Genomic DNA, 20,467 nt, shown 5'->3' on the forward strand with positions numbered 1-20,467 from the left:
GGTGGCCAAGGCGCCTTCAGCATTGGCGTCGGCACCCCGAATGCGCGCCCGTACGCTGCCCAGGTCAAATGCCGCCCAGGTAATGCTCGGTCCCAACCCCCAGGCTCTGGCCGCGCTGGCGCCAATCTGCGAACCGCGGCCAGCGGTGAAACCAAGGAATCCGCTCAAGCTCACCCTCGGGAACAGGTCGGCGGTGGCCACGCCAATATCTGCCGTCGCAGAAGCCAGTCTGCGCTCGGCGGCTAGCACATCGGGACGCCGGCGCAACAACTCGGCGGGATCACCGATCGGCAGTGCTTTGGCGATAGCGGGCAACTCGGCGGGAGTCAACGACACGCTCAATGTATCCGGGCGTTCACCCAGGAGTGTGGCGATGCGGTTTTTCTGCCGCACCTGCTCCGCTTGCAGTTGCGGAACAGTCGCCTCGACAGCCGCCAAACGTGCGTCGGCACGCACCACGTCGAGTTCGTTGCCCACGCCCGCGTCGCGCAGGCTGACCGTCACGGTGCGCGAGTCCTGCTGATTCTTCAGGTTTGCCAGGGCGATTTTTTCCCGCAGCTGCGCGCCGCGCAATTGGCCGTAGGCATCCACCAGCTCGGCGATCATCGTCACGCGAAGCTGATACAGGTCTGCCGCCGCAGCATCTTCCTGGGCGTTGCTGGATTCCAGTTGGCGCTGGATCCGGCCAAACAGATCGACTTCCCACGCCATGTCCAGGCCCAGATCGTAACGCTCGATATTGACTCGGGTGTCGGTCTGGCCCGGCACTTGCGACTTGCCCTGCTGACTGCTGACGCGGGTGGTGACGACCGGCAGATTGTCGTTGCTGATGTCGTCACGAATCGCCCGGGCCGCTTTCCAGCGGGCAAACGCGACGCGCAAGTCGCGGTTGCCTTCCAGGGATTTGCTCACCAACTGGTTGAGCGTGGGGTCATCGAACTGCTGCCACCACACCGTTTCAAAACGCGATTGATCGTAGTTGGCCGCCTGGGCCGAGACGATATGGGCCGGCGCTGTATCCGGGGACTTGTAATCCGGTCCCACCGTGCAGGCGGCTAGCGCAGTCACCAGAAGGCTGGGTATAAAAAGCTTCAAGGCGTTCATGGTTGCACCTCCAGGTTCAGCGCGCTGGCTTGCTTGCGCGATTGTTTGCGCTCGATGTAGCGACGGATCAAAACGAAGAACACTGGCGTCAGCAGCAACCCGAAGAAGGTCACACCGAGCATTCCGGAGAACACCGCGACACCCATCGCACGACGCATTTCCGAGCCCGCGCCCGTGGACGTCACCAATGGAATCACACCCATGATGAACGCGAAGGACGTCATCAGAATCGGCCGCAGACGCATGCGGCAGGCTTCCAGTACTGCCTCCAGCGGCGACAGACCCTGGTCCTGTTTGTCCTTGGCGAACTCGACGATCAGGATCGCGTTCTTGCAAGCCAGGCCGACCAGCACGATCAGGCCGATCTGGGTAAAGATGTTGTTGTCGCCCTTGGAAATGATCACCCCGGCAATCGCCGACAGCAGGGTCATCGGCACGATCAAGATCACCGCCAATGGCAGGCTCCAGCTTTCATACAGCGCAGCCAGCACCAGGAACGCCAACAGCACGCAGAGCGGGAATACCAGCAGGGCTGTGTTGCCGGACAAGATCTGCTGGTAGGTCAGGTCGGTCCACTCGTAGGTCATGCCGTTGGGCAATTCTGCCTTCAGCAGTTTTTCGATGGCGGCCTGTGCCTGGCCGGAGCTGTAGCCGGGGGCGGCACTGCCGTTGATTTCTGCGGTGAGGAAACCGTTGTAGTGCGAGACCCGGTCAGGGCCTGATGTCGGGCTGACCTTGACGAACGTGGCCAGCGGAATCATCTCGCCGCGATCATTGCGCACCTTCAACTGGCCGATCTGTTCAGGCTCCTGGCGGAACTGTTGCTCGGCCTGCACGTTGACCTGATAGGTCCGGCCGAAACGGTTGAAGTCGTTGGCGTACAGCGAGCCCAGGTACACCTGCAAGGTGTCGAAGATATCGTTGATCTTCACCCCGTGAGTCTTGGCTTTTTCCCGGTCAATTGCAGCTTCGACTTGTGGCACGTTGACGGTGTAACTGGTGAACAGGTTGGCCAGTTCCGGAACGCTACGGCTCTTGGCGATGATGTTCATCGTCTCTTTATACAGCTCGTCATAACCCAGGTTGCCGCGGTCTTCGATCTGCAGACGGAAGCCGCCGATGGTGCCCAGGCCTTGCACCGGCGGTGGCGGGAATACGGCGATGTAGGCGTCCTGAATGCCACCAAACTTGGCGTTGAGCGAGGCGGAAATCGCGCGGGCCGAGAGGCTCGGGTCTTTACGCTCATCGAAAGAACTCAAGCCGATGAACGCGATGCCGGCGTTCGGGCTGTTGGTGAAACCGTTGATCGACAGCCCGGGGAATGCGACGGCGCTGTCGAAGCCCGGCTCGTTCATGGCGATGGTGCTCATGCGGCGAATCACCGATTCCGTGCGATCAAGGCTCGCGGCATCCGGCAGTTGCGCGAAGGTCACCAGGTACTTTTTGTCCTGGGTCGGCACGAAACCGGTCGGCGTGGTGCTGAACCCCATGTAGGTCATGGCTATCAGACCGGCGTACACCAACAAGGCCACACTGCTGCCGCGAATGATTTTGGCCACGCCAATCACATAGCCATGGCTGGCCTTTTCGAAGACACGGTTGAACGGCTTGAACAGCCAACCGCCGAGCATGCGGTCCAGCACTTTGGAGAAACGGTCTTTCGGGGCGCCATGGGCCTTGAGCAACACCGCCGCCAACGCCGGTGACAAGGTCAGGGAGTTGAACGCCGAGATCACCGTGGAGATGGCAATGGTCAACGCGAACTGTTTATAGAACTGTCCTGTCAGCCCGGAGATGAACGCCGCCGGCACGAACACCGCACACAACACCAGCGCCGTGGCGATGATCGGTCCGGTCACTTCGCCCATGGCTTTTTTGGTGGCCTCCATCGGATCGAGGCCCAACTCGATGTTTCGCTCGACGTTCTCCACCACCACAATCGCATCGTCGACCACGATACCGATGGCCAGCACCAGGCCGAACAGCGACAAGGCATTCAGCGAGAAGCCGAACAAATGCATCACCGCAAACGTACCGATCAGTGACACCGGCACCGCCACCAACGGAATAATCGAGGCGCGCCAGGTTTGCAGGAACAGGATCACCACCAGCACCACCAGGACCAGCGCTTCGAACAGCGTATGGACCACCGCTTCAATCGAACTGCGGACGAAGATGGTCGGGTCATAGACGATCTCGTAGTCCATGCCTTCCGGGAAGTTATGCTTGAGCCTGACCATCGTCTCCCGTACCTGGTCGGAGACGTCGATCGCATTCGAACCGGGGCGCTGGAAGATCGGCATCGCTACCGCTTCCTGGTTGTTGAGCAAGGCGCGCAAAGCGTATTGGTTGGAACCCAGTTCAATCCGGGCAATGTCTTTGAGGCGGGTGATCTCACCGTCCGGGCCACTGCGGACGATCACGTTTTCAAACTCTTCCTCGCTGACCAGCCGCCCTTGAGAGTTGATCGACATCTGAAAACTCGTGGCATTGGGCGCAGGGGGCGAACCCAGCTGCCCGGCCGCGACTTGACGGTTCTGTTCACGCACCGCGTTGACGACGTCTGTCGCGGTCAGGTTGCGTGAAGCGGTCTTGTTCGGATCGAGCCAGATACGCAGCGAGTAGTCGCCGATACCGAACATCTTTACGTCGCCGATCCCGTTCAGGCGAGTCAGCTCATCCTTGACGTTGAGGATCGCGTAGTTGGACAGGTACAGCATGTCATAGCGCTTGTCCGGCGAGGTCAAGTGCACAACCATCGTCAGCTCGGGTGACGCCTTGTCGACGGTGATGCCGATGCGCGTCACTTCTTCGGGAAGTTTTGGCTCGGTGCGGGTCACGCGGTTCTGGACTTGAACCTGGGCGTTGTCCAGATCGGTGCCCAAGGCGAACGTCACCGTAAGGGTGAGCCGGCCGTCAGCCGTGGATTGCGAGGACATGTACAGCATGTTCTCGACGCCGGTGATGGCTTGCTCCAGCGGAGCGGCCACGGTTTCACCGATGACTTTCGGGTTGGCGCCCGGATAGTTTGCGTGGACCACAACGGTCGGCGGCACGACTTCCGGGTATTCGCTGATCGGCAACTGGAACAGCGAGATGGCGCCGGCGATCAGGATCAGCAGCGACAGCACCGCTGCGAAGATCGGTCGCGTGATAAAGAACTGGGAGAACTTCATGTCGAGGCTCCTTATCCGCGAGGCGCAGCGGCGGTTTCCGCTTTCACCAGAGCAGGTGATTTAGCGGAAGCCGGCTGATTGGAGGCATCGATGGCCTGACGCTGGCGGGCCAGTGTGGCGACCGTTTCCGGGCTGGCCATCGGCGCATCCTGAGGATCGATGACCGCGCCGGGCCGCACGCGCTGCAGGCCGTTGATGACGATACGATCTTCTTTCTGCAAGCCGCTGCGCACGATGCGCAAGCCTTCAAGCTTCGGTCCCAGATCGACGCTGCGATAGACGGCTTTGTTGTCCTGATCGACCACCAGCACGAATTTTTTGCCGAGGTCGGTGCCCACCGCTTCATCCTTGATCAGCAGGCCGGGATAGGCGGCGCTGCCCACCAGTTTCAATCGGGCATACAGACCGGGGGTGTACTGACCGTCCGCGTTATCAAACACCGCGCGGCCACGGATGGTGCCGGTTTTCGGGTTGACCTGGTTGTCGACAAAGTTCATTTGCCCGAGGTGGCTGTTACCCTCCTCGTTCGACAGGCCCATGTACACCGGGGTGGCTTGACCGCGCTGGCCCTGGCGGGAAAGCAGGCTGTATTTGAGGAACATGCGCTCGTCCGCATCGAAATAGGCGTAGACCTTGTCGGTGGAGACCACGCTGGTCAGCGCTGTGGTGTCGGCGGTCACGATGTTGCCGGCGGTGATTTCCGCACGGCTGACGCGGCCAGTGATCGGCGCGGTGACGCGGGTGAAGCTGAGGTTCAAACGCGCGAGATCCAGCTGCGCCTGAATGGCATCGACGCCGGCCCTGGCTTCTTGCGCGGTGGTGGTACGGGTGTCGGCCAGCTCGGCGGAGATCGCGTTGCTGCTCAACAACCGCTGGCCGCGCTGCGCTTCGTTGCCGGTACGAACCAGCGTGGCGCGAGCCTGTTGCAGCTGCGCTTCGATGCGATGCACCTCATGTTCGAACGGACGTGGATCAATCTGGAACAGCAAGTCGCCCTTCTTCACCAGTGCGCCATCGGTAAAGGCAACGCGTTCGATCTGGCCCGAAACCCGTGGACGAACCTCTACTGTTTCCGGCGCTTCCAGGCGAGCGGTGACTTCATCCCACTCGGTAATAGGCTGCTCAAGCACTTTGGCGACGGTGACGTGCGGCGCCCCTGGAGCCGGCGCGGCACTGGGCGCGCGTTCACACGCGGCAAGCGCCACCAGCGCCAACGCGACAAGGGGATAACGCAAAGGTTTGAGTGACTGTTCCATGGGGTGTGTCCGCCAGACGATTTATGAATTTTCCGGATTCTCGGCCTCGCGCGAGGTCACGACGAATCGAATGGAGTGAAGTTGGCTATCATCAATAATGATGACTATCATGTTTAAGGGCAAAAAAAGGGATCGGCCCGGTTAAACCTTGGTATTGGTGATCGCATTACGAACGGAATCCAGCGCCGGCCCCAGCGTCTGTGCCGCACTCAATGCCCGTGCGGTGGGCACCATGCGGCGACCGATGCGCTCGAACAAAGGATCGTTGAACAGCTTTCTCAGTCGCACCAGTGCCGCGCTGACAGCGGGCTGGCCCAGCGATAACTGCTCAGCAGCGCGAGTGAGGTTGCGTTCCTGGATGAGCGCTTCGAATACCACCAGCAAATTCAGATCGATACTGCGCAGATCATTACGTTTCATGGGTCAGGTCCACGTATAGATTTTTGACTTGAGCCACCGGCCCGGGATCGCCAGACTGGCGTCGATGCCGACAAAGCCATTGCAGCAACTTTATATGACGCGCATCATCAATGCCAGCCTCTCAGCGAAGCCAAACGGGCTACAGGAGCAGTCTCATGAAAGTCACGAAAGACCAGGCCGCCGCGAACAAAGAGGCAATCCTCACGGCCGCGTCCCGGCTGTACCGGGAAAAAGGAATCGACGGCATCGGCATTGGCGAACTGTCGCGTTCCGTTGGCCTGACCCATGGCGGTTTTTACGGGCAGTTTCCGGGCGGCAAGGAACAGCTGGCTTCAGAGGCCGTCACCCGGACGTTCGAGTCCAACATCCAGGACTGGCAAGACGCCAAATCCATTCCCGAACTCATTAAGGGTTACCTGACGTTAGGACATCTGAACAACTGGACCGAGGGCTGCCCCATTCCGGCATTGGCCGCCGATGTTGCCCGCACGGGCGGTGCCGTCAGCAGTTCCTTTACCCAAGGCGTGGACCGTTTGATCGACACATTGATGGCACTGGTCGAGGGGGAAAACCATGACGAGAAGTACCAGGAATCGCTGCGCATCCTGTCATCCATAGCGGGGGCGATACTGATTGCCAGGGCGCTGGACAACCCTGAGTTGTCCGAGCAATTCCTGCAGTCGGTCATCAATGCCTGGCCAGCCGCTCCTGCGAAAAAAGAGCAGGCTATTGAGCGCAGTTTGGAGGGTGAGGACTGATAGTACTTCCAGTGGGGCGGAGAAGGATTGCCCAGCGGGATCTGGTGTTCAACGGATCAGCAGCGGCCAAAGCTCTGGATTACAGCGTTAAACGCTGCATTTCATTGGACTGACGCCAAGCGTCTGCTTTAAGACTATTGCGGTCTATTAGTCAGCAATCGGCCATATGCAACAAAATCAAGCCCCGAAAGAAATCGGGACTTGATCAGGGTCACACTGCATCAGGGTTTGCGTCCTCCGCCTCCGCTCACCCCACCACCTTCGCGTCCCATTTCAGATTTTTTGTCGCTGTCATCAGTCACATTGGTGCCGCGTCCGCTTCCCTGCCCACCGCTGGTCGATTTATCAGCCGGAGTGGATTGCCGTCCGCCCGACGCCTGGCCACCTTTTTGGCCTGGCTTGGAAGTACCTTCCTTATCGTCGGCGAATTCGCCTCCTCGATTGGTACCCTGCCCGCCTCCGGACATGCGGTCCTTATCGCGGTTTTGTTGTCCGCCCGAAGCTTGGCCGCCTTTCTGGCCGGCTTCAGACGCCCGTTGTGGATCGTTGGCAAAATTTCCGCCGGAGGCTTCTCCACCTTTCTTGCCGGCTTCAGAAGCCTTGTCCCGGTCATTAGAAAAATTGCCTGGATGGTTGTTTCCTGTATTGGCCATTTCTGTTCACCTCTACATCGTTAGTACGAGCATGGGCTCGTCTAATTCGGAGGACGCTGAAAATCGAAAGTTTGAAATGAAACACGGGCTCGCGACGAGTGGACCCGGGTATTTGGTTCCATTGAAAATGCGCGAATTCGACTGGCGGTTGTGAAGCCATAGAGATAGCCCGGCGCCGGTTTTCTCGAACACAGTGTCAATGTTTACTAGAATGAATAATCCAGTATGAAGCCCTCCAAACATCACGCTCGGGAGGCCAGTCGATGACAGAACACATCGTGCATTTTCACTGCCAGATCGATCAGGCAACGACTGAGCGCTTCAGGGATTGCTGCCTTGAAGCCATTGATCAGGGCGCCACATCACTGCTCTTGAACCTGTCTACGTGTGGAGGCAGCACCAACTTTGGTTTCACCCTCTATACGTTCCTGAAGTCATTGCCGATACCGCTGTGCGCCATCAACGCCGGCAATATCGAGTCAATGGGGATCATCATGTTCCTGGCGGCGGGCCGTCGCATCACCTCGCCTCATGCCAGATTTCTGATTCATCCGATGAACTGGTACTTCAGCCAGAAATCAGTCGACCATCAGCGACTTCGAGAATACCTGTCCAGCCTCGACAATGACCTCGCGCGCTACGTACAAATCTTCACACTCGAAACCGCCGAAGCGGCGACCAAACTGGATATTTTCCATTGCCTGTCTGCGGAGGAAAAAGTCATCGCTGCACATGAGTCACTGGCCTATGGCATTGCTCATGAGATGAAGCAGATGGTCTTCGCCGATGATGTGAAACACTGGAAAGTCAGTGGCGGATAATTGCATCGCCGCATAATCGGTTTCTTCTCTACTCATGACCTAAAGCTTGAACTGCGTCACCAGGGTATTGAAGGAAACGGCCAGCCGCGACAGTTCCTGGCTGGAAGCGCTGGTCTGATTGGCACCCGCAGCGGTCTGGGTCGAGAGGTCCTGGATGTTCAACAGATTACGGTCCACCTCACGGGCGACCTGGGCCTGTTCTTCGGATGCCGAAGCGATCACCAGATTGCGCTCGTTGATGGTGACGACACTGTCTGTAATCTTCTGCAGCGCCGCCCCGGCGTTCCGGGCCAGTTCCTGAGTGCTGGAGGCCAGCGACAGGCTTTTGCCCATGGCAGTGACGGCCCCGTTAGCGCCCGATTGCACGGTGCTGATCATGCTTTCGATTTCTACAGTCGAGGCTTGGGTGCGGTGAGCCAGCGCGCGCACTTCATCGGCCACCACCGCAAACCCGCGCCCCTGCTCGCCCGCACGGGCGGCTTCGATGGCAGCGTTGAGCGCCAGCAGATTGGTCTGTTCAGCGATGCTGCGGATCACGTCCAGTACCTTGCTGACTTCACGAATTTGCCCGGCCAGTTCGGTGACCGTCTCGGTTGACTCGGTGATCTCTTCCACCATGGTGCTGATGCCCACGAGCGTGTGGTCGACCTGGCTGCGGCCATGAGCAGCGTCCTCGGTTGCGGCCTTAGAGGCCTCGGAGGTTGACAGGGCGTTGCGTGCCACGTCCTCGACTGCCGCAGTCATTTCATTGACAGCGGTGGCCGCCTGCTCGATTTCGTGATTCTGCTGCGTCAGGCCTCGGGTACTTTCATCGGTCACGGCGCTCAGTTCTTCGGCCGCCGAGGCCAACTGGTTCGAGGCATCGGCGATCTGCTGAAGGGTGCGTTTCAAGCCGCCCTGCATGTCCGCCAAAGCGTTGAGCAGTTGCCCCGCTTCATCGCCACGGGTCGTTGAAATGCTTTGGGTGAGATCGCCACTGGCAATGCGCTGGGCACTCGCGACAGCTACTGCCAACGGGCGCGTGATCATGCGCGTAATCAAAATGCCCAGAGCGACAGCCACCAGAAAGGCGATCACGATCCCGAGCAACAGGATCAGCGTGGAGCTTGTTTCAAGTTCCTGCGCAACCTCGGCACTTTCTTTGATCTGCCGCTTGTTCGAGTCGATCATGGCCCGCAAGTAATCGCGGGCATGAATGAACACGTCAACCGACAGCGCGTTCAAGCGAAGGCGTGCCTGCGCAAGATCGCCGGCGTCCACTGATTCAATGACCTTTCGTGAACCTGCCACATAACCGGGCCAGATATCTTTGTACTTGTCCCCCGCTATCCGCTCATCAACCGCCAGAGGTGTGGCACGGTAGGTCGCGAAGGCATCTTCTGCCCGAGCCAGATCGGTCGCCAGGTTCTGGCGAACACGCGCCTTGTCCGCTTCGGACACATCGCCGGCGTGAGCGTCAAGCAACCGGTATAGCCCGCGGTTGTGAGCGACCAGGCTGGTCATGGTCTCGTTGATGTTGCCCACCGAGACCAGGCTTTTGGAAAAGGTCAAAGACAGCGCCGTGGCCAAACGGCTGATCCCCACCATCCCCAACCCACCCACGGCGAGGGTGATCAGGGCGCAGATGACGAACGAGGTCAAAAGCTTGGTGGAGAATTTGGACTGATTCAGAAGGTTCACGGGGCAAACTCCATGGATTGGAGGTAGTTAATTGGAAAACGACCACTACCGCGAAAGTATTCACGGTAGTGGGTGCTGATAGACAAACAGAAGTGCATCACCCCCATTGGGATAGTTGATTGACGATTTAAGGTGAACCTTGTGGAATGCTCGCAAAAAACAATTTTATTAAAGAATGAAGTCGTATCGCTTAGTACCGATAGGTAGCCTGCACTGAAACTCCATTCGCACTATTGTCGTAGTTAGCGCTGTATTCAGGCTGAAGACCGGAGTTGTCCGCCTGCTTTACCGAAACTTTGGAATCCCAGAGATAACCATAAGCAAAGTCTATGGTCAGATCGGAATTCGGCGAATAAGCACCACCCAGGGTCACGGCCTGACGATTGCCAACTGGAATGCGCACGCTGCGATCGGCATTTCTGATTGGCGAAGGATCATAGGCGTAGCCTGCGCGCAGGAGCCATTGCTGGTTCACTTGATAGGAGGCGCCCACTGCGGTGGACCAAGTGTCGCGCCAGTTCATTTCTTCGATCACCGTGCTCATGCCAGCCGCCTGGCCCACGGGGGAAAGACCGCTGTTGACTGCCTCGACCTTTTGGATCCGGCTCCAACGTTTCCAGGTGGTTCCCAGGTATCCCGTCCAGCGATCATTGAAATGATGGGTGATAGACGTGTCCACGGATTCGGGCATCGTGAGGTCTATCTTGTTGTCATAATTTCCGTCCAGCGGGATAACGCTCGGGGAGCCAGAAACCTGAGTATGCCCCTTGAGTTCATAGTCCACCTTCGAGTGATAGTTAATCCCCCAACTGGTTGCCTCAGTAAAATCAACCAGGATGCCGACGTTGTAGCCGAGTGCCGTGTCATCGCCTTTGATGGTGACCAGTGTGTCCTCGCCGTTGTTCAAGGCGCCGGTGGCCAGGTAATTCTGAAGTTTTGCATTGAAACGGTTTATGGTCGGTCCGCCACCAATGGACACGTAATCATTGATCCGATAAGCAATGGTCGGCTGCAGGGTTACTTCCTTGGTCGTGCTATAGGAGCCATGGTAGCGGCCCTGAAAAGAGCTCTCGTAATCATTGATCAGACCACTCGGCGCATAGAGGCCAAGACCAATCGAAAAACGATCATCAAGGGGCGTCGACATATAAACGAAGGGCACGACGCCCAAAGGTACCGAGTCCCCCTTATTGGTGCCCGGGACATTGCTTTGCGCATCACTGATGTCGTCGCTCACCGAGACGACCGCGGCCCCGCCGGAAATCTCAGTGCGTTTCAACTTGGTCAAGCCTGCGGGATTTCCAAAGATAGTGCTGGCGTCCAGCGCGGAAGACGACCTTCCCGCATAGGCAGTTCCCGCACTGCTTGCACTTTGTTCGTTGAGGGCAATGCCATTGGCGCTTGCAATGGTAGAGGCGCTGAGTAGTGCGATGGCACTGCTGAATTCAATCCAGACTGCACACTTACGCTGAGTAGAAACACTCGGGATCACACGGCTATTCAGTTTCATTTTCCACCTCATGTTTATTGTTTTTGTTGATTGCACCAGGCAAGGCTTCGCCTTTCCGTGCACTTTTCAGTGCCGGTTGGAGTGGATCGATGTTGTGTAAAGCGCCCTGGCTAAACAGCGCCAGGGCATGACTGCCGGACTTACAGATTGCGAATCAGGAACTCAATTAAATCCACTCGACTTGAAAGCTGTAACGCCCCAAGAGCGGAGCCAGGACTTCCTGGCCCGTTCCGGCCCTGACACAGGCCACCTGCCCGCGACGATTGTCCTGCACAACTTCAACGGCAATATCCGAAAGCCCCAGACGTTCCACTTCCTGCTGGACTACTTTGGCAATCTCCCGCTGCTGCAACGCGGGCTTGAATATCTTGCCCACGGCAGTCAGTGGCAATGCATCGAGGATTTCAATGCGCTTGGGAACGGCTGCCCGCTCGCTGATGTTCTGATGAGCGAACGCCTCAAGTTCTTCGGCGCTGCAAACCTGCCCGGGGCGCAGCTGAACATAGGCGACCGGCACCTCGCCCGAGTAAGCATCGGGGCTGCCGATTGCAGCGGCCAGGGCGACAGCGGGATGCGCCTGAAGCGCCTCCTCGATTTGCTTGGGATCGATGTTGTGGCCGCCGCGGATGATCAACTCCTTCTTGCGTCCGGTCAGCCAGAAATAACCCTGTGCATCCTGGCGACCCAAATCGCCCGTATTCAGCCAGCGCTGACCGTCGATATCGATCCAGAGGCCCTGGTTATGACGCTCCTCCAGATAACCCTCGAAGAGGTTCGGTCCACTGATCGTGATGAGGCCGATCTCATCCACGTTGGCGTCGCGCAGGTACTCTCCGGAATCATTGAGCACGACCGCGCGCATATTCTGGTAGGCGAGCCGTATCCCAATGGAGCCGATACGACGCTCGCCATAGGGTGGATTGATTGAGGAAACGCAGGTGCCCTCGGTAAGACCATAACCTTCAAGAATCTTTACCCCGGTACGGCGCTCGAATTCCCGGAAAAGCTCAGCCGGCATGGGTGCGGCGCCACAGATTGCATAGCGAAGACTGGACAGGTCACGGCCCTGCCATTCATTTTGCAGAAGCGCGGCATAGACAGTTGGCACGCCGGAAAAGAGGTTGATACCGAAGTGCTCGACCATCTCCCAGAATCGTGGGATCACGCCCTCGCCACGATAGCCCTGAGGCGTCCCGAGGATCACATGGTCGCCTTGAGTCCAAGGCATCAGTCCAGTCACCAGTTGGCCATTGACATGAAATAGCGGCAGGCCACAAAACATAACCTGGACACCACTGCGTGGCTGCATGTGAGCGTCGATGGCCCATGCGTCGAATACTTCAGAGCCATGGGTACGCGCGGCAATCTTGGGGAGCCCGGTTGTGCCGCCCGTACAGATGTAGGAGGAGCACTCATCCTGGCGGATTTGCCGACCGCTCTTGAGGTGTAGGTGCGGCTGCGTATTCATCAGCGATTGCCAATCGTGGATCGCGATACCGCTGTGTAAGTCTCGCTCCTTCAGTGCCACGGCTTTAAGAGCCCCACGCACAGATTCGGCGACATAGGGTTCCATGCTGACCCAGACAACAGACTTGACCTTGGGTAACTGATCCAGCTGCGAAGCCAGTTTGGGCCACAGATCGCTGCCTGGAGTCGGCGCGAGTGTCACCACCACGGATACCTTCGCGGCATTCAGCAAGCCAGCCATCTGCTTGGCCTCAAGCAGAGGGTTGATCGCCATGACGATCCCCGCCGCCTCCCCGCCCCATATCGTGAAATGGGTTTCCGGCAGATTGGGCAAAATAAAGGCGATCACCTCACCCGGCTTTATGCCCAGGTCATGGAAGGCATTTGCCGCGCGGGTGATATCAGCGAAGAGCTGGGAGTAATTCCACTCGTGGGTGTGCTTGAAATCGGCGGCATCGGCGAAGAAACTCAGCGCCGGTGCCTGGGGGGTGCGCTCGGTCGCCTGACGCAGCGCTTCATAAGTGCTGCAAGCCAGACCTCGCTCCGACAAGGGGACTCGTTCGAGACTTTCGATGTCATTCAGGGTCTGCACAACCATTAAACTTCTCCCACGACCCGGTTGCGTTGCACGCCAAGGTCGATCACGCCATCGGCGCTGCGAATACGCGCCTCGACCACGTCACCGGCTTTGAGGTACTGCGTCCGGCCCTCTTGTGCCTTGAGGAAAAGTTTCCACTTGGTGGCTTCGGGCAGCAGGGCTGCTATGCGCATTTTGGCGGGCGAAGGGATCGTCAGGGCGCAGCCGGCAGGCGTACCCGTGGCGATCAGGTCTCCAACGGCGAGATCTTGCAAGGCGGAGAGTTCGGTCAGGGTTTCAGCGGGGCCGTATACCAGATTGGCCGTGCTGTCGTTCTGTCGCACCTCGTCGTTCACCGTCAGGCGCAGCTGCAGTTCTTTCAGGTAATGAATGTTCGAGGCATCCAGAAGGCACAGGTATGGGCCGACCGGGCCGAAAGTGCGGTAGCTCTTGCCCTTGTAGAACTGCATCTGGGGAATCTGAATGTCACGAGCCGAGTAGTCGTTGACAATGACGACGCCTGCAATGAACTCATGCAGATTGGCGTCGGTGACAGCAATAGCGCCGGTGATCGAGCGCTTCATCACGAGGCCCAGCTCGATCTCGTAGTCAAGGAAGCGCACGTGGCGCGGCTTGATCAGGTCGCTGTCAGCCGCCACCAGGCAACTCGTCGCCTTGGTGAAGATCATGTTGAATTTCTTCGCATCAGGGTCCATGCCTGACTCGATCATGTGCTGACGGTAATTGGCACCCTGGCAGACAAACTGCTGGTTACGGGTGACCGGCGACAGCAGTTTTACGTCGCCCGCCTCCAACTCCGAACCTTTCAGTTGAGCGAGGTCGTCGAGACTGTTCTGGCTAATGAATTCACCGGTGGTTTCAAAAACACCGGGGACAACTGTGATACGGCCCTGGCGAAGCACGCCCCAGTGGATACCGTTCTCAAATTCAAAGCGGACTACGTGTACAGCAGACATTGAAGGTACTCCTGGAGCGGCGTTTGTCTCGCTTTCGGTGGCGCGAGAACTGTGGTGTTGTTCTGAAACGGGGCTGGCAACGGTGTAGATCCATGCACTGCCAGCAATCAAAGCGCCGGCTTTAAGCACGTCCCGCCGGCCAAACCGGGTTGAGTTGTCCGACATGGCGGCAGCTCTACCCGAACATCCGCATGAGTGTTACCAACTTGCGAATAGTCAGGTCCGGGCTGCGTCGCAGGTTGCGGATCAGCAGAAGCACATTGGTCAGGGTCAACTTGGGTTTGGTAAAACTCTTGGGCATGCGCTGCCCCCACTGCGCCATTGCCTCGGGACTCACCGGATGAATGCCCGTAGGCCGGGTGACCGTGAAAATATCCCCGTCGCAGTAATGCTCGTGCTTGTCGCCCCAAGGGTCTTGCCAGTAATCGAAGATCTGACTGCCCAGAATGTGTCGGCCGATGCCCCATGAGTGTTCCCAACCCCGCTCCCGCAGGACGCGCTGGCCCATACCCACGGCGTCCGCATCGACGACTTCATAGGCGCTATGGCTGTAGGTGGCCATGAACCCTTGCGCAATCGCGAGCGTGTGGTGATCCGCGGGAGTGTCACCGAGATCAAGGCGCATGAAAGTGACGATAGGCGTGCCGTCGGGGAGTACCTGCACATCGCTGGGAATAAACCCGAAGTGCTGCGTATACCAGGCGCAGGTCGCTTGATAGTCGGCCACTTCAATGACGATGTGACCCAGCTTGAGTACTTCAGGGGGTGTGGTCGGCGGGCGCTGCGTGGCGTTGATTCGTGGTTGCTCGTGCGCCAGATTCCAGTTGAGAGGTGCTCTATGTGCCAGCGTCTTGCCTGGCGTCTGGTCGCAGACGGCTTCCACTATGAAACCGGACGGATCCGTCAGTCTGACGCAATACCCTTTGCCGGGATGTTCCGATTTCTCGACCGATGACGCACCCGGGATTTGAGTGAGCTTTTCCAGTTCATCCAGGGACTGTACGGCAAGTCCGAACCCGATGAATCGGGCATGTTCGGCCCGTTGGACACGGTAACAATAGGCAGTGGCATCGGTGGCCCGCATATAGAGCGTATCGGCCTCCTGCCGACTGACCGTCAGGCCGAAGTCAGTCAGGAAACGCGCTGCCTCATTCAAGTCCGGCCGCTGGAAGATCAGGTGAGTCAGATCCTGGGCCTTTACCGTCGGCTGCGGATGCCGCGCGGGGTGTGGTGTCGCCAACCGGTGCAATTCGTTTTTGTTGTTCATTTTTCTTGTTTTCCGGGTTTTTAGGGCAAAGCTGTCCCGAACCCCTGAAAATTCAGGGGTTTATCCAGTCAAATCAATTACGAGCTCAGTCGAGAGATGGAAGTGCCGGCAACTCCATGGTCGCCAACGCACGCGCCTCCTCTGACGGCACACCCAATGCGCGCAATACCAGCTCGGCGGTATCAGAGCCCGACACGCGCCACGTTCGGTGCCCTTCCAGCACCAGGAAAATCGAGCCAAGTACGCTGCTCGATATCAGCGTCAGTACCGAGAGCAATTGCTCCTGCGCAAACGTGTAGCGCCCAGTGGCAAGCCCGCTCAGAAGATCCTTGGTCGCCTGGCTGCTGAACATTTCGCGCAACGCCGAATTGCTCATGGCGAATTTATGGATGAACGCGCCCCACTGGGAGTCTTCGTGCGCTCGGCGAATGAAGAATCGAATGCCATTGGCCAGGCGATGAGCGGGATCCGAGAGGGTGTCGAAGCTTTTGTTGACGCGCTCATGCATCTCCCTCGCGAGATGGCTGGCGACCGCCTCGAACAGGCTTTCCATGCTTTCGATGTTGCTATAGACCGTTCCGCGCGCCACGCCTGCCTCTTGCGCAAGGTCGAGGATGTTCACTTGCGAGGTGCCTCTCTCGGCGAACAGGCGAAAGGCAGCTTGATGAATACGGCGCTGTGTTGGATTCAGGGATTCCACGGCTCTCTCTCCAGGATTACCTATGGACCGATTGAACACTCGTGTTCATTTCACGTCAACCATATTTTTAAGAACTTTGGTTTATCTGTCTGAAAAACTGCCTGAAACCTAATAATCCGGCTACCAGGATGGAGGTCGCCGGGACCAATAAAAGCCCTGTACATTGACATAATTGAACACGCGTGTTCAATTATGCTAGCCGACTTTTTATCAGCTGAAGGACAGAACATGACCGGCTCAAACCTCTTCAAACCGCTTCGTTTGCCCAACGGCACGGTGATTCCAAACCGGATCGCCAAGGCTGCCATGGAGGAGAACCTTGCCAATGAGGATCACGCTCCAGGGGAAGCGTTGGTCAAGCTCTATCGGAGTTGGGCGGAGGGTGGTGCCGGTCTGATCATTACTGGCAACGTCATGGTTGACCGTCACGCCTTGACCGGACCCGCCGGCGTCGTGCTTGAGGATGATCGGAACCTGGGCATGTTCAAACTATGGGCCGATGCTTGCCGCAGCCGCGGAGCCCAGGCCTGGATGCAAATCAATCATCCCGGACGGCAGCTATTGGCTTCGCTGGGGCAATCCGCAAGGGGCCCCTCCGCAGTGGCGGTCGATATCCCCGGCCTTTCAAAAGCGTTTGTGCCGCCCAGGGCTTTGGAGGAACAGGAGATCGAAGAGCTGATCGGGCGCTATACCCAAGCGGCGGTGCTGGCTGAGCGTGCCGGATTCACCGGCGTGGAGATTCATGCCGCGCATGGCTACCTGTTCAGCCAGTTCCTTTCACCCTTGACCAATCGGCGTGACGACCGCTGGGGCGGTAGCCTCGAAAATCGCGCGCAAATTCTATTGAAAACCATCGACGCAATTCGCCAGCGAGTGGCACCGATCTTTTGCGTCGCTGTGAAGCTTAATTCCGCGGACTTTCAACGCGGCGGTTTCGATGCCGCGGATGCGGCTCGCGTGGTGGAAATGCTTAATACCAAGGCGGTCGACCTGGTGGAGTTGTCGGGTGGCAGCTACGAAAGCCCGGCCATGCAGGGACAGACCCGCGATGGCAGCAGCCTGGCTCGAGAAGCCTACTTTCTCGAGCTCGCGGAAAAAATAGGAGAAATAGCGCGCATGCCGTTGATGGTCACCGGCGGCGTGCGCAGAAAGGAGGTCGCGGAGCGAGTGGTGAGCGGCTCGGTGTCGATGGTCGGACTCGCCACTGCACTGGCAATCGAGCCAGCCTTGCCCAGGCAGTGGATAGCAGGTCGGGACACCAAAGTGGAGCCCATCATCGTCCGATGGAAGAACAAGACACTGGCATCGCTGGCAGTAGCGTCGGTGATCAAGAAGCAGCTCGGATTGCTGAGTCAGGGGAAACGGACAAATCCCGGGACGTCGCCACTTATGGCATTGATCGGCAATCAACTGAAGGCTCGTCGCCAGGCGAAGAGCTATCGGCAATGGATTGATCAAGCCAGGTAGAGGATCAGGCCGGTAGCGGTTTGCCGGCGATTTTCCTGGCTCTGGCAGGCGTGACGCCCAGAGCCTGGAGAATCATTTCGGCAACCCGCAGATCGTGCTCTGCCACTGCACGCCCTTCGACAACCGAGCGCATTGCTCCGGTTGTGCACGACAGAACGATATCCAGGGCGACCCCTTCGTCCTCGTAGGCAAACATCCCCGCACGCAACCCCTCACGCAGATCGCCCAGTACATGGTCAGCCAGACGCGAGCGCATTGCCTGGTCGAAATGGATGATGCGCAGCAGCGCATTCGCCCATTGATGGTCGGCCGCGGCCCGGCACACAAACATGCGCACGCCGATCGAAAGCCGCTGTGCGCCGCAGTGCACGTCCCTGCTCATGGCGGAAATGGCATCGGAGAACTCGGCGGCCATGGCGATGCCCACCGCCTCCAATACTTCGTCGCGAGTTCGAAAATAGTTGTAGATGGTGCCGTTGGATACCGCGGCTTCTGCTGCCACCTCGAGCAATGCGATCTCCCCCACTTCCTTGCGCGCGATAAGGCGCAATGCCGCGTCCACCAGGCCGCGACGGGTGCGCTCACGCTTCTTGTGACCTCTCGTGAGAGGTTCTGGCGCATCAGCTTCTAAAGGAAGTGTGGGGGAATGCATGATCAAGCTCGTAATCGAATGGGCTCGTTGATGGTAATGGAAACGCTGTCCTCAGTGGCGTCTTCGCTAGCCAGCAGTTTCCTGCAGTCTCGAAGAAGGCTGCCGGCCTCTGAGCCAGGGGCGTGGTGCATGATGATACGGTCGGGGCGAACCGCGACGAGTGTTCCCTTGGCAGCCAGTGGCAGGATCTCATGGTTCATGTCTTCGATGAAGTCACAGCTGCCGCCGGAGCGTTGGCCACGTGCTCTGATCTCTAAAAAGTGGCCGCCCAGTTTTTCCCAGGAAACGATCTGCTCAGGGGTGAGCAGTGACAACGGGTCCACACCGAATCCAACCAGGGTCAGGCTATCTCCCAGAGCATCGTCGCTCAGTTTGATCTGCTTGTGCAGGTTGCGCGTCCAGGCCTGGGAAAACAGGCTGCCACGTACCAGCTTGTCGCCCCGGCGATGCTGCACGAACAAGCCGTGTTTGAAGGTGTTCTTCGGCTTGATGTCCAACTGTTCGAAGTACCTCCGCGTAGTGGGCGTCAACGCCAGCGTGCGCATCAGGCCGTGGACAAAGAAAGCGGCGATCTTGTTCTTGGGCATCACCAGACGGCCCATGAGTTTCGCCAGCTTGATCATCGCCCGGGCATGGGGGCGGCGCTCTACATCATAGGTATCGAGTATCGCTGGCGTGGCATGGCCGCGAAGGACCCAGGCCAGTTTCCAGGCAAGGTTGGCGCCATCTCGAAGTCCCGCGACGAGGCCCTGCCCGACAAAAGGAGGGGTGATGTGCGCTGCGTCGCCGGCGAGAAAGACGCGCCCCTTGCTGAATCTGTTGCAGCACCGCGCGTGGAATCGATACACCGCCTTGCGCTCGATTTCCAGCTCCTGCGGGTTGATCCAAGGCGCGATCAACCGGGCTATGCTTTCCGGGCTTTCCAACTCTTCCCGGGACTCGCCGGGTTGCAGCATGAACTCCCAACGTTCCCTGCCGCCGGGTGCAGGCATGTGCGGCGTCGGGCGGCGCGGATTACAGAGAAACTCAACGTGATCAATCGCTGACTGATGCCGGTTCTTAACATCGACAATCAGCCAATCCTCCGCATAGGTCTGCCCTTCGAATTCCTCGCCAATCAGCCCTCTGACCCTGGAGCTGGCGCCATCCGCTCCGATCAGGTACTGGGCGCGAATGGAATGCGACTGCCCATTCTCATCCCGTACGGAAGCGAAGACGCCGTCTGACACCTCAACCAGGCTTTCCAGCTCGAAGCCACCCAGGCTGGTGACGGTTTTAAGCCGGGAAACCTGGCCGCGCATCGCGCGTTCGAGGTCGGGTTGATAGAACGTCACGAGTTTCGGATGGCCGTCGACGCACCCTTCGGTATTGGCTCGACCGAACTGCCCGAGTACCGGGGAGTGCATCTTCACTTCAGGAATAACGATCTTCTCGAAAGCGTCTTCCGACAAACCGGCTTGTTGCAGGATGCGCAGCGCCTCGTTGTCCAGAGCAATGGCACGCGGCATCAGGACGACGTCATGGACCTTGTCCAGTACCAGGGTCGTGACCCCATAGCGGCCCAGGAGCGCCGCGATGGTCGCACCTACCGGACCATAACCGATAACCAGCACGTCGACGGTGGCGGGAGGCAATTCGCAAACTTTCTTGTTGTTGTTCATCTCGAGCCCTTGTTGTGATTGAAGTCGTGAGACGCGAGGTCTCATCGTCAGGCTAGGTCAAGGTATTCAATATTGAGAGATATTTCAATATTGATGTTTTTGTCATTATTTTTTGGGATCATGCTCCAGCCGCGATGGGGACAAGGGGCGAGCCGAATTGCGCGGCGTGAAACGAGTTTGCGCGTGTGCCAGTTTCCGACCGGCGACGCTTGGCTTCAGCGTCGATCAGCGGTGTCATTGGAGCATTGGCTCACGACTACCGAGGCTGGAGAGCCGTTGATTCAAAAGGCTGGTCGACAGGGAAGTCAGGCACACCGATTT

15 protein-coding genes and 2 pseudogenes (1 of these 17 running past the window's edge) are annotated in these 20,467 nt (G+C 58.4%); 3 read left to right on the forward strand and 14 right to left on the reverse strand.

The window, feature by feature from the left end:
• The 4 genes from KJF94_RS13430 to KJF94_RS13445 all read right to left on the reverse strand — a co-directional run.
• Nucleotides 1-1,104: the 5' portion of an efflux transporter outer membrane subunit gene (locus KJF94_RS13430; RefSeq protein WP_214384117.1), read on the reverse strand. Its footprint begins 333 nt before the window's first position; 1,104 of the gene's 1,437 nt are visible here — the first part of the coding sequence; the start codon lies at nt 1,102-1,104; its stop codon lies off the left edge, out of view.
• A complete protein-coding gene (locus KJF94_RS13435) occupies nt 1,101-4,280 on the reverse strand; it encodes an efflux RND transporter permease subunit (RefSeq protein ID WP_214384119.1) in 3,180 nt (1,059 codons plus the stop codon). Before KJF94_RS13435 ends, KJF94_RS13430 begins: the two co-directional genes overlap by 4 nt.
• Nucleotides 4,281-4,291: 11 nt before the next feature.
• Complete coding sequence (gene mexE / locus KJF94_RS13440) at nt 4,292-5,536, reverse strand: multidrug efflux RND transporter periplasmic adaptor subunit MexE (RefSeq protein WP_214384121.1); 1,245 nt, start codon at nt 5,534-5,536, stop codon at nt 4,292-4,294.
• A gap of 141 nt (nt 5,537-5,677) precedes the next feature.
• On the reverse strand, nt 5,678-5,956 hold the full coding sequence (locus tag KJF94_RS13445) for a LysR family transcriptional regulator (RefSeq protein ID WP_214384123.1): 279 nt from the start codon (nt 5,954-5,956) through the stop codon (nt 5,678-5,680).
• 155 nt (nt 5,957-6,111) lie between these two features.
• Here KJF94_RS13445 and KJF94_RS13450 point away from each other — a divergent pair, with 155 nt between their 5' ends.
• Nucleotides 6,112-6,714: a TetR/AcrR family transcriptional regulator gene (locus tag KJF94_RS13450; protein ID WP_214384125.1), complete on the forward strand. Its 603-nt coding sequence runs from the start codon at nt 6,112-6,114 to the stop codon at nt 6,712-6,714.
• A gap of 491 nt (nt 6,715-7,205) precedes the next feature.
• On the opposite strand, the pseudogene KJF94_RS30210 reads toward KJF94_RS13450, so the two are convergent.
• Nucleotides 7,206-7,367: pseudogene (locus KJF94_RS30210) on the reverse strand (con-10 family general stress protein); the annotation flags it as partial.
• Nucleotides 7,368-7,630: 263 nt separating this feature from the next.
• On the opposite strand from KJF94_RS30210, the gene KJF94_RS13460 reads away from it, so the two are divergent.
• Nucleotides 7,631-8,188 carry an ATP-dependent Clp protease proteolytic subunit gene (locus KJF94_RS13460; protein WP_214384129.1) on the forward strand — a complete coding sequence of 186 codons (558 nt, stop codon included), beginning with the start codon at nt 7,631-7,633 and terminating at the stop codon, nt 8,186-8,188.
• Between the two features lie 39 nt (nt 8,189-8,227).
• Here the strand turns inward: KJF94_RS13460 and KJF94_RS30560 are convergent, their stop codons facing one another.
• The 7 genes and pseudogenes from KJF94_RS30560 to KJF94_RS13490 all read right to left on the reverse strand — a co-directional run bounded on the left by KJF94_RS30560 (nt 8,228) and on the right by KJF94_RS13490 (nt 16,366).
• Nucleotides 8,228-9,091 (reverse strand): methyl-accepting chemotaxis protein, encoded by an 864-nt coding sequence (locus KJF94_RS30560; RefSeq protein ID WP_431768158.1) that lies wholly within the window; start codon nt 9,089-9,091, stop codon nt 8,228-8,230.
• Nucleotides 9,086-9,868: pseudogene (locus KJF94_RS30565) on the reverse strand (MCP four helix bundle domain-containing protein); the annotation flags it as partial. The gene KJF94_RS30560 and the pseudogene KJF94_RS30565, both read right to left, overlap by 6 nt.
• A 190-nt stretch (nt 9,869-10,058) precedes the next feature.
• Nucleotides 10,059-11,378 carry an outer membrane protein transport protein gene (locus KJF94_RS13470; protein WP_214384133.1) on the reverse strand — a complete coding sequence of 440 codons (1,320 nt, stop codon included), beginning with the start codon at nt 11,376-11,378 and terminating at the stop codon, nt 10,059-10,061.
• Between the two features lie 166 nt (nt 11,379-11,544).
• Complete coding sequence (locus KJF94_RS13475; RefSeq protein ID WP_214384135.1) at nt 11,545-13,443, reverse strand: acyl-CoA synthetase; 1,899 nt, start codon at nt 13,441-13,443, stop codon at nt 11,545-11,547.
• Entirely contained in the window at nt 13,443-14,399 is a 957-nt protein-coding gene (locus KJF94_RS13480; protein WP_214384137.1) for a fumarylacetoacetate hydrolase family protein, read from the reverse strand. The genes KJF94_RS13475 and KJF94_RS13480 overlap by 1 nt, the downstream gene beginning before the upstream one ends.
• 175 nt (nt 14,400-14,574) lie before the next feature.
• Complete coding sequence (locus KJF94_RS13485) at nt 14,575-15,666, reverse strand: VOC family protein (protein ID WP_214384139.1); 1,092 nt, start codon at nt 15,664-15,666, stop codon at nt 14,575-14,577.
• 85 nt (nt 15,667-15,751) lie between these two features.
• Nucleotides 15,752-16,366 (reverse strand): TetR/AcrR family transcriptional regulator, encoded by a 615-nt coding sequence (locus KJF94_RS13490; protein ID WP_214384141.1) that lies wholly within the window; start codon nt 16,364-16,366, stop codon nt 15,752-15,754.
• A 228-nt stretch (nt 16,367-16,594) separates the two neighbouring features.
• Between KJF94_RS13490 and KJF94_RS13495 the strand changes: the two genes are divergently transcribed.
• Nucleotides 16,595-17,833: an NADH:flavin oxidoreductase/NADH oxidase family protein gene (locus tag KJF94_RS13495; protein WP_214384143.1), complete on the forward strand. Its 1,239-nt coding sequence runs from the start codon at nt 16,595-16,597 to the stop codon at nt 17,831-17,833.
• Nucleotides 17,834-17,837: 4 nt separating this feature from the next.
• Here KJF94_RS13495 and KJF94_RS13500 read toward each other — a convergent pair whose 3' ends face one another.
• Nucleotides 17,838-18,485 carry a TetR/AcrR family transcriptional regulator gene (locus KJF94_RS13500; protein WP_214384145.1) on the reverse strand — a complete coding sequence of 216 codons (648 nt, stop codon included), beginning with the start codon at nt 18,483-18,485 and terminating at the stop codon, nt 17,838-17,840.
• A 2-nt stretch (nt 18,486-18,487) separates the two neighbouring features.
• Entirely contained in the window at nt 18,488-20,146 is a 1,659-nt protein-coding gene (mhpA, locus tag KJF94_RS13505; protein WP_214384147.1) for a bifunctional 3-(3-hydroxy-phenyl)propionate/3-hydroxycinnamic acid hydroxylase MhpA, read from the reverse strand.
• Nucleotides 20,147-20,467 lie beyond the last annotated feature (321 nt).

It is taken from the genome of Pseudomonas hormoni, from assembly GCF_018502625.1.
GTDB classification, from domain to species: domain Bacteria; phylum Pseudomonadota; class Gammaproteobacteria; order Pseudomonadales; family Pseudomonadaceae; genus Aquipseudomonas; species Aquipseudomonas hormoni.

What these genes read in the sequence shown, in the direction of transcription:
- KJF94_RS13500 (WP_214384145.1), bottom strand. Translation starts at nt 18,485, where the DNA reads ATGCATTCCCCCACACTTCCTTTAGAAGCTGATGCGCCAGAACCTCTC.
- KJF94_RS13450 (WP_214384125.1), top strand. Translation starts at nt 6,112, where the DNA reads ATGAAAGTCACGAAAGACCAGGCCGCCGCGAACAAAGAGGCAATCCTC.
- KJF94_RS13435 (WP_214384119.1), bottom strand. Translation starts at nt 4,280, where the DNA reads ATGAAGTTCTCCCAGTTCTTTATCACGCGACCGATCTTCGCAGCGGTG.
- KJF94_RS13445 (WP_214384123.1), bottom strand. Translation starts at nt 5,956, where the DNA reads ATGAAACGTAATGATCTGCGCAGTATCGATCTGAATTTGCTGGTGGTA.
- KJF94_RS13470 (WP_214384133.1), bottom strand. Translation starts at nt 11,378, where the DNA reads ATGAAACTGAATAGCCGTGTGATCCCGAGTGTTTCTACTCAGCGTAAG.
- KJF94_RS30560 (WP_431768158.1), bottom strand. Translation starts at nt 9,091, where the DNA reads ATGCAGGGCGGCTTGAAACGCACCCTTCAGCAGATCGCCGATGCCTCG.
- mhpA (WP_214384147.1), bottom strand. Translation starts at nt 20,146, where the DNA reads ATGAACAACAACAAGAAAGTTTGCGAATTGCCTCCCGCCACCGTCGAC.
- KJF94_RS13485 (WP_214384139.1), bottom strand. Translation starts at nt 15,666, where the DNA reads ATGAACAACAAAAACGAATTGCACCGGTTGGCGACACCACACCCCGCG.
- KJF94_RS13480 (WP_214384137.1), bottom strand. Translation starts at nt 14,399, where the DNA reads ATGTCTGCTGTACACGTAGTCCGCTTTGAATTTGAGAACGGTATCCAC.
- KJF94_RS13495 (WP_214384143.1), top strand. Translation starts at nt 16,595, where the DNA reads ATGACCGGCTCAAACCTCTTCAAACCGCTTCGTTTGCCCAACGGCACG.
- KJF94_RS13475 (WP_214384135.1), bottom strand. Translation starts at nt 13,443, where the DNA reads ATGGTTGTGCAGACCCTGAATGACATCGAAAGTCTCGAACGAGTCCCC.
- mexE (WP_214384121.1), bottom strand. Translation starts at nt 5,536, where the DNA reads ATGGAACAGTCACTCAAACCTTTGCGTTATCCCCTTGTCGCGTTGGCG.
- KJF94_RS13460 (WP_214384129.1), top strand. Translation starts at nt 7,631, where the DNA reads ATGACAGAACACATCGTGCATTTTCACTGCCAGATCGATCAGGCAACG.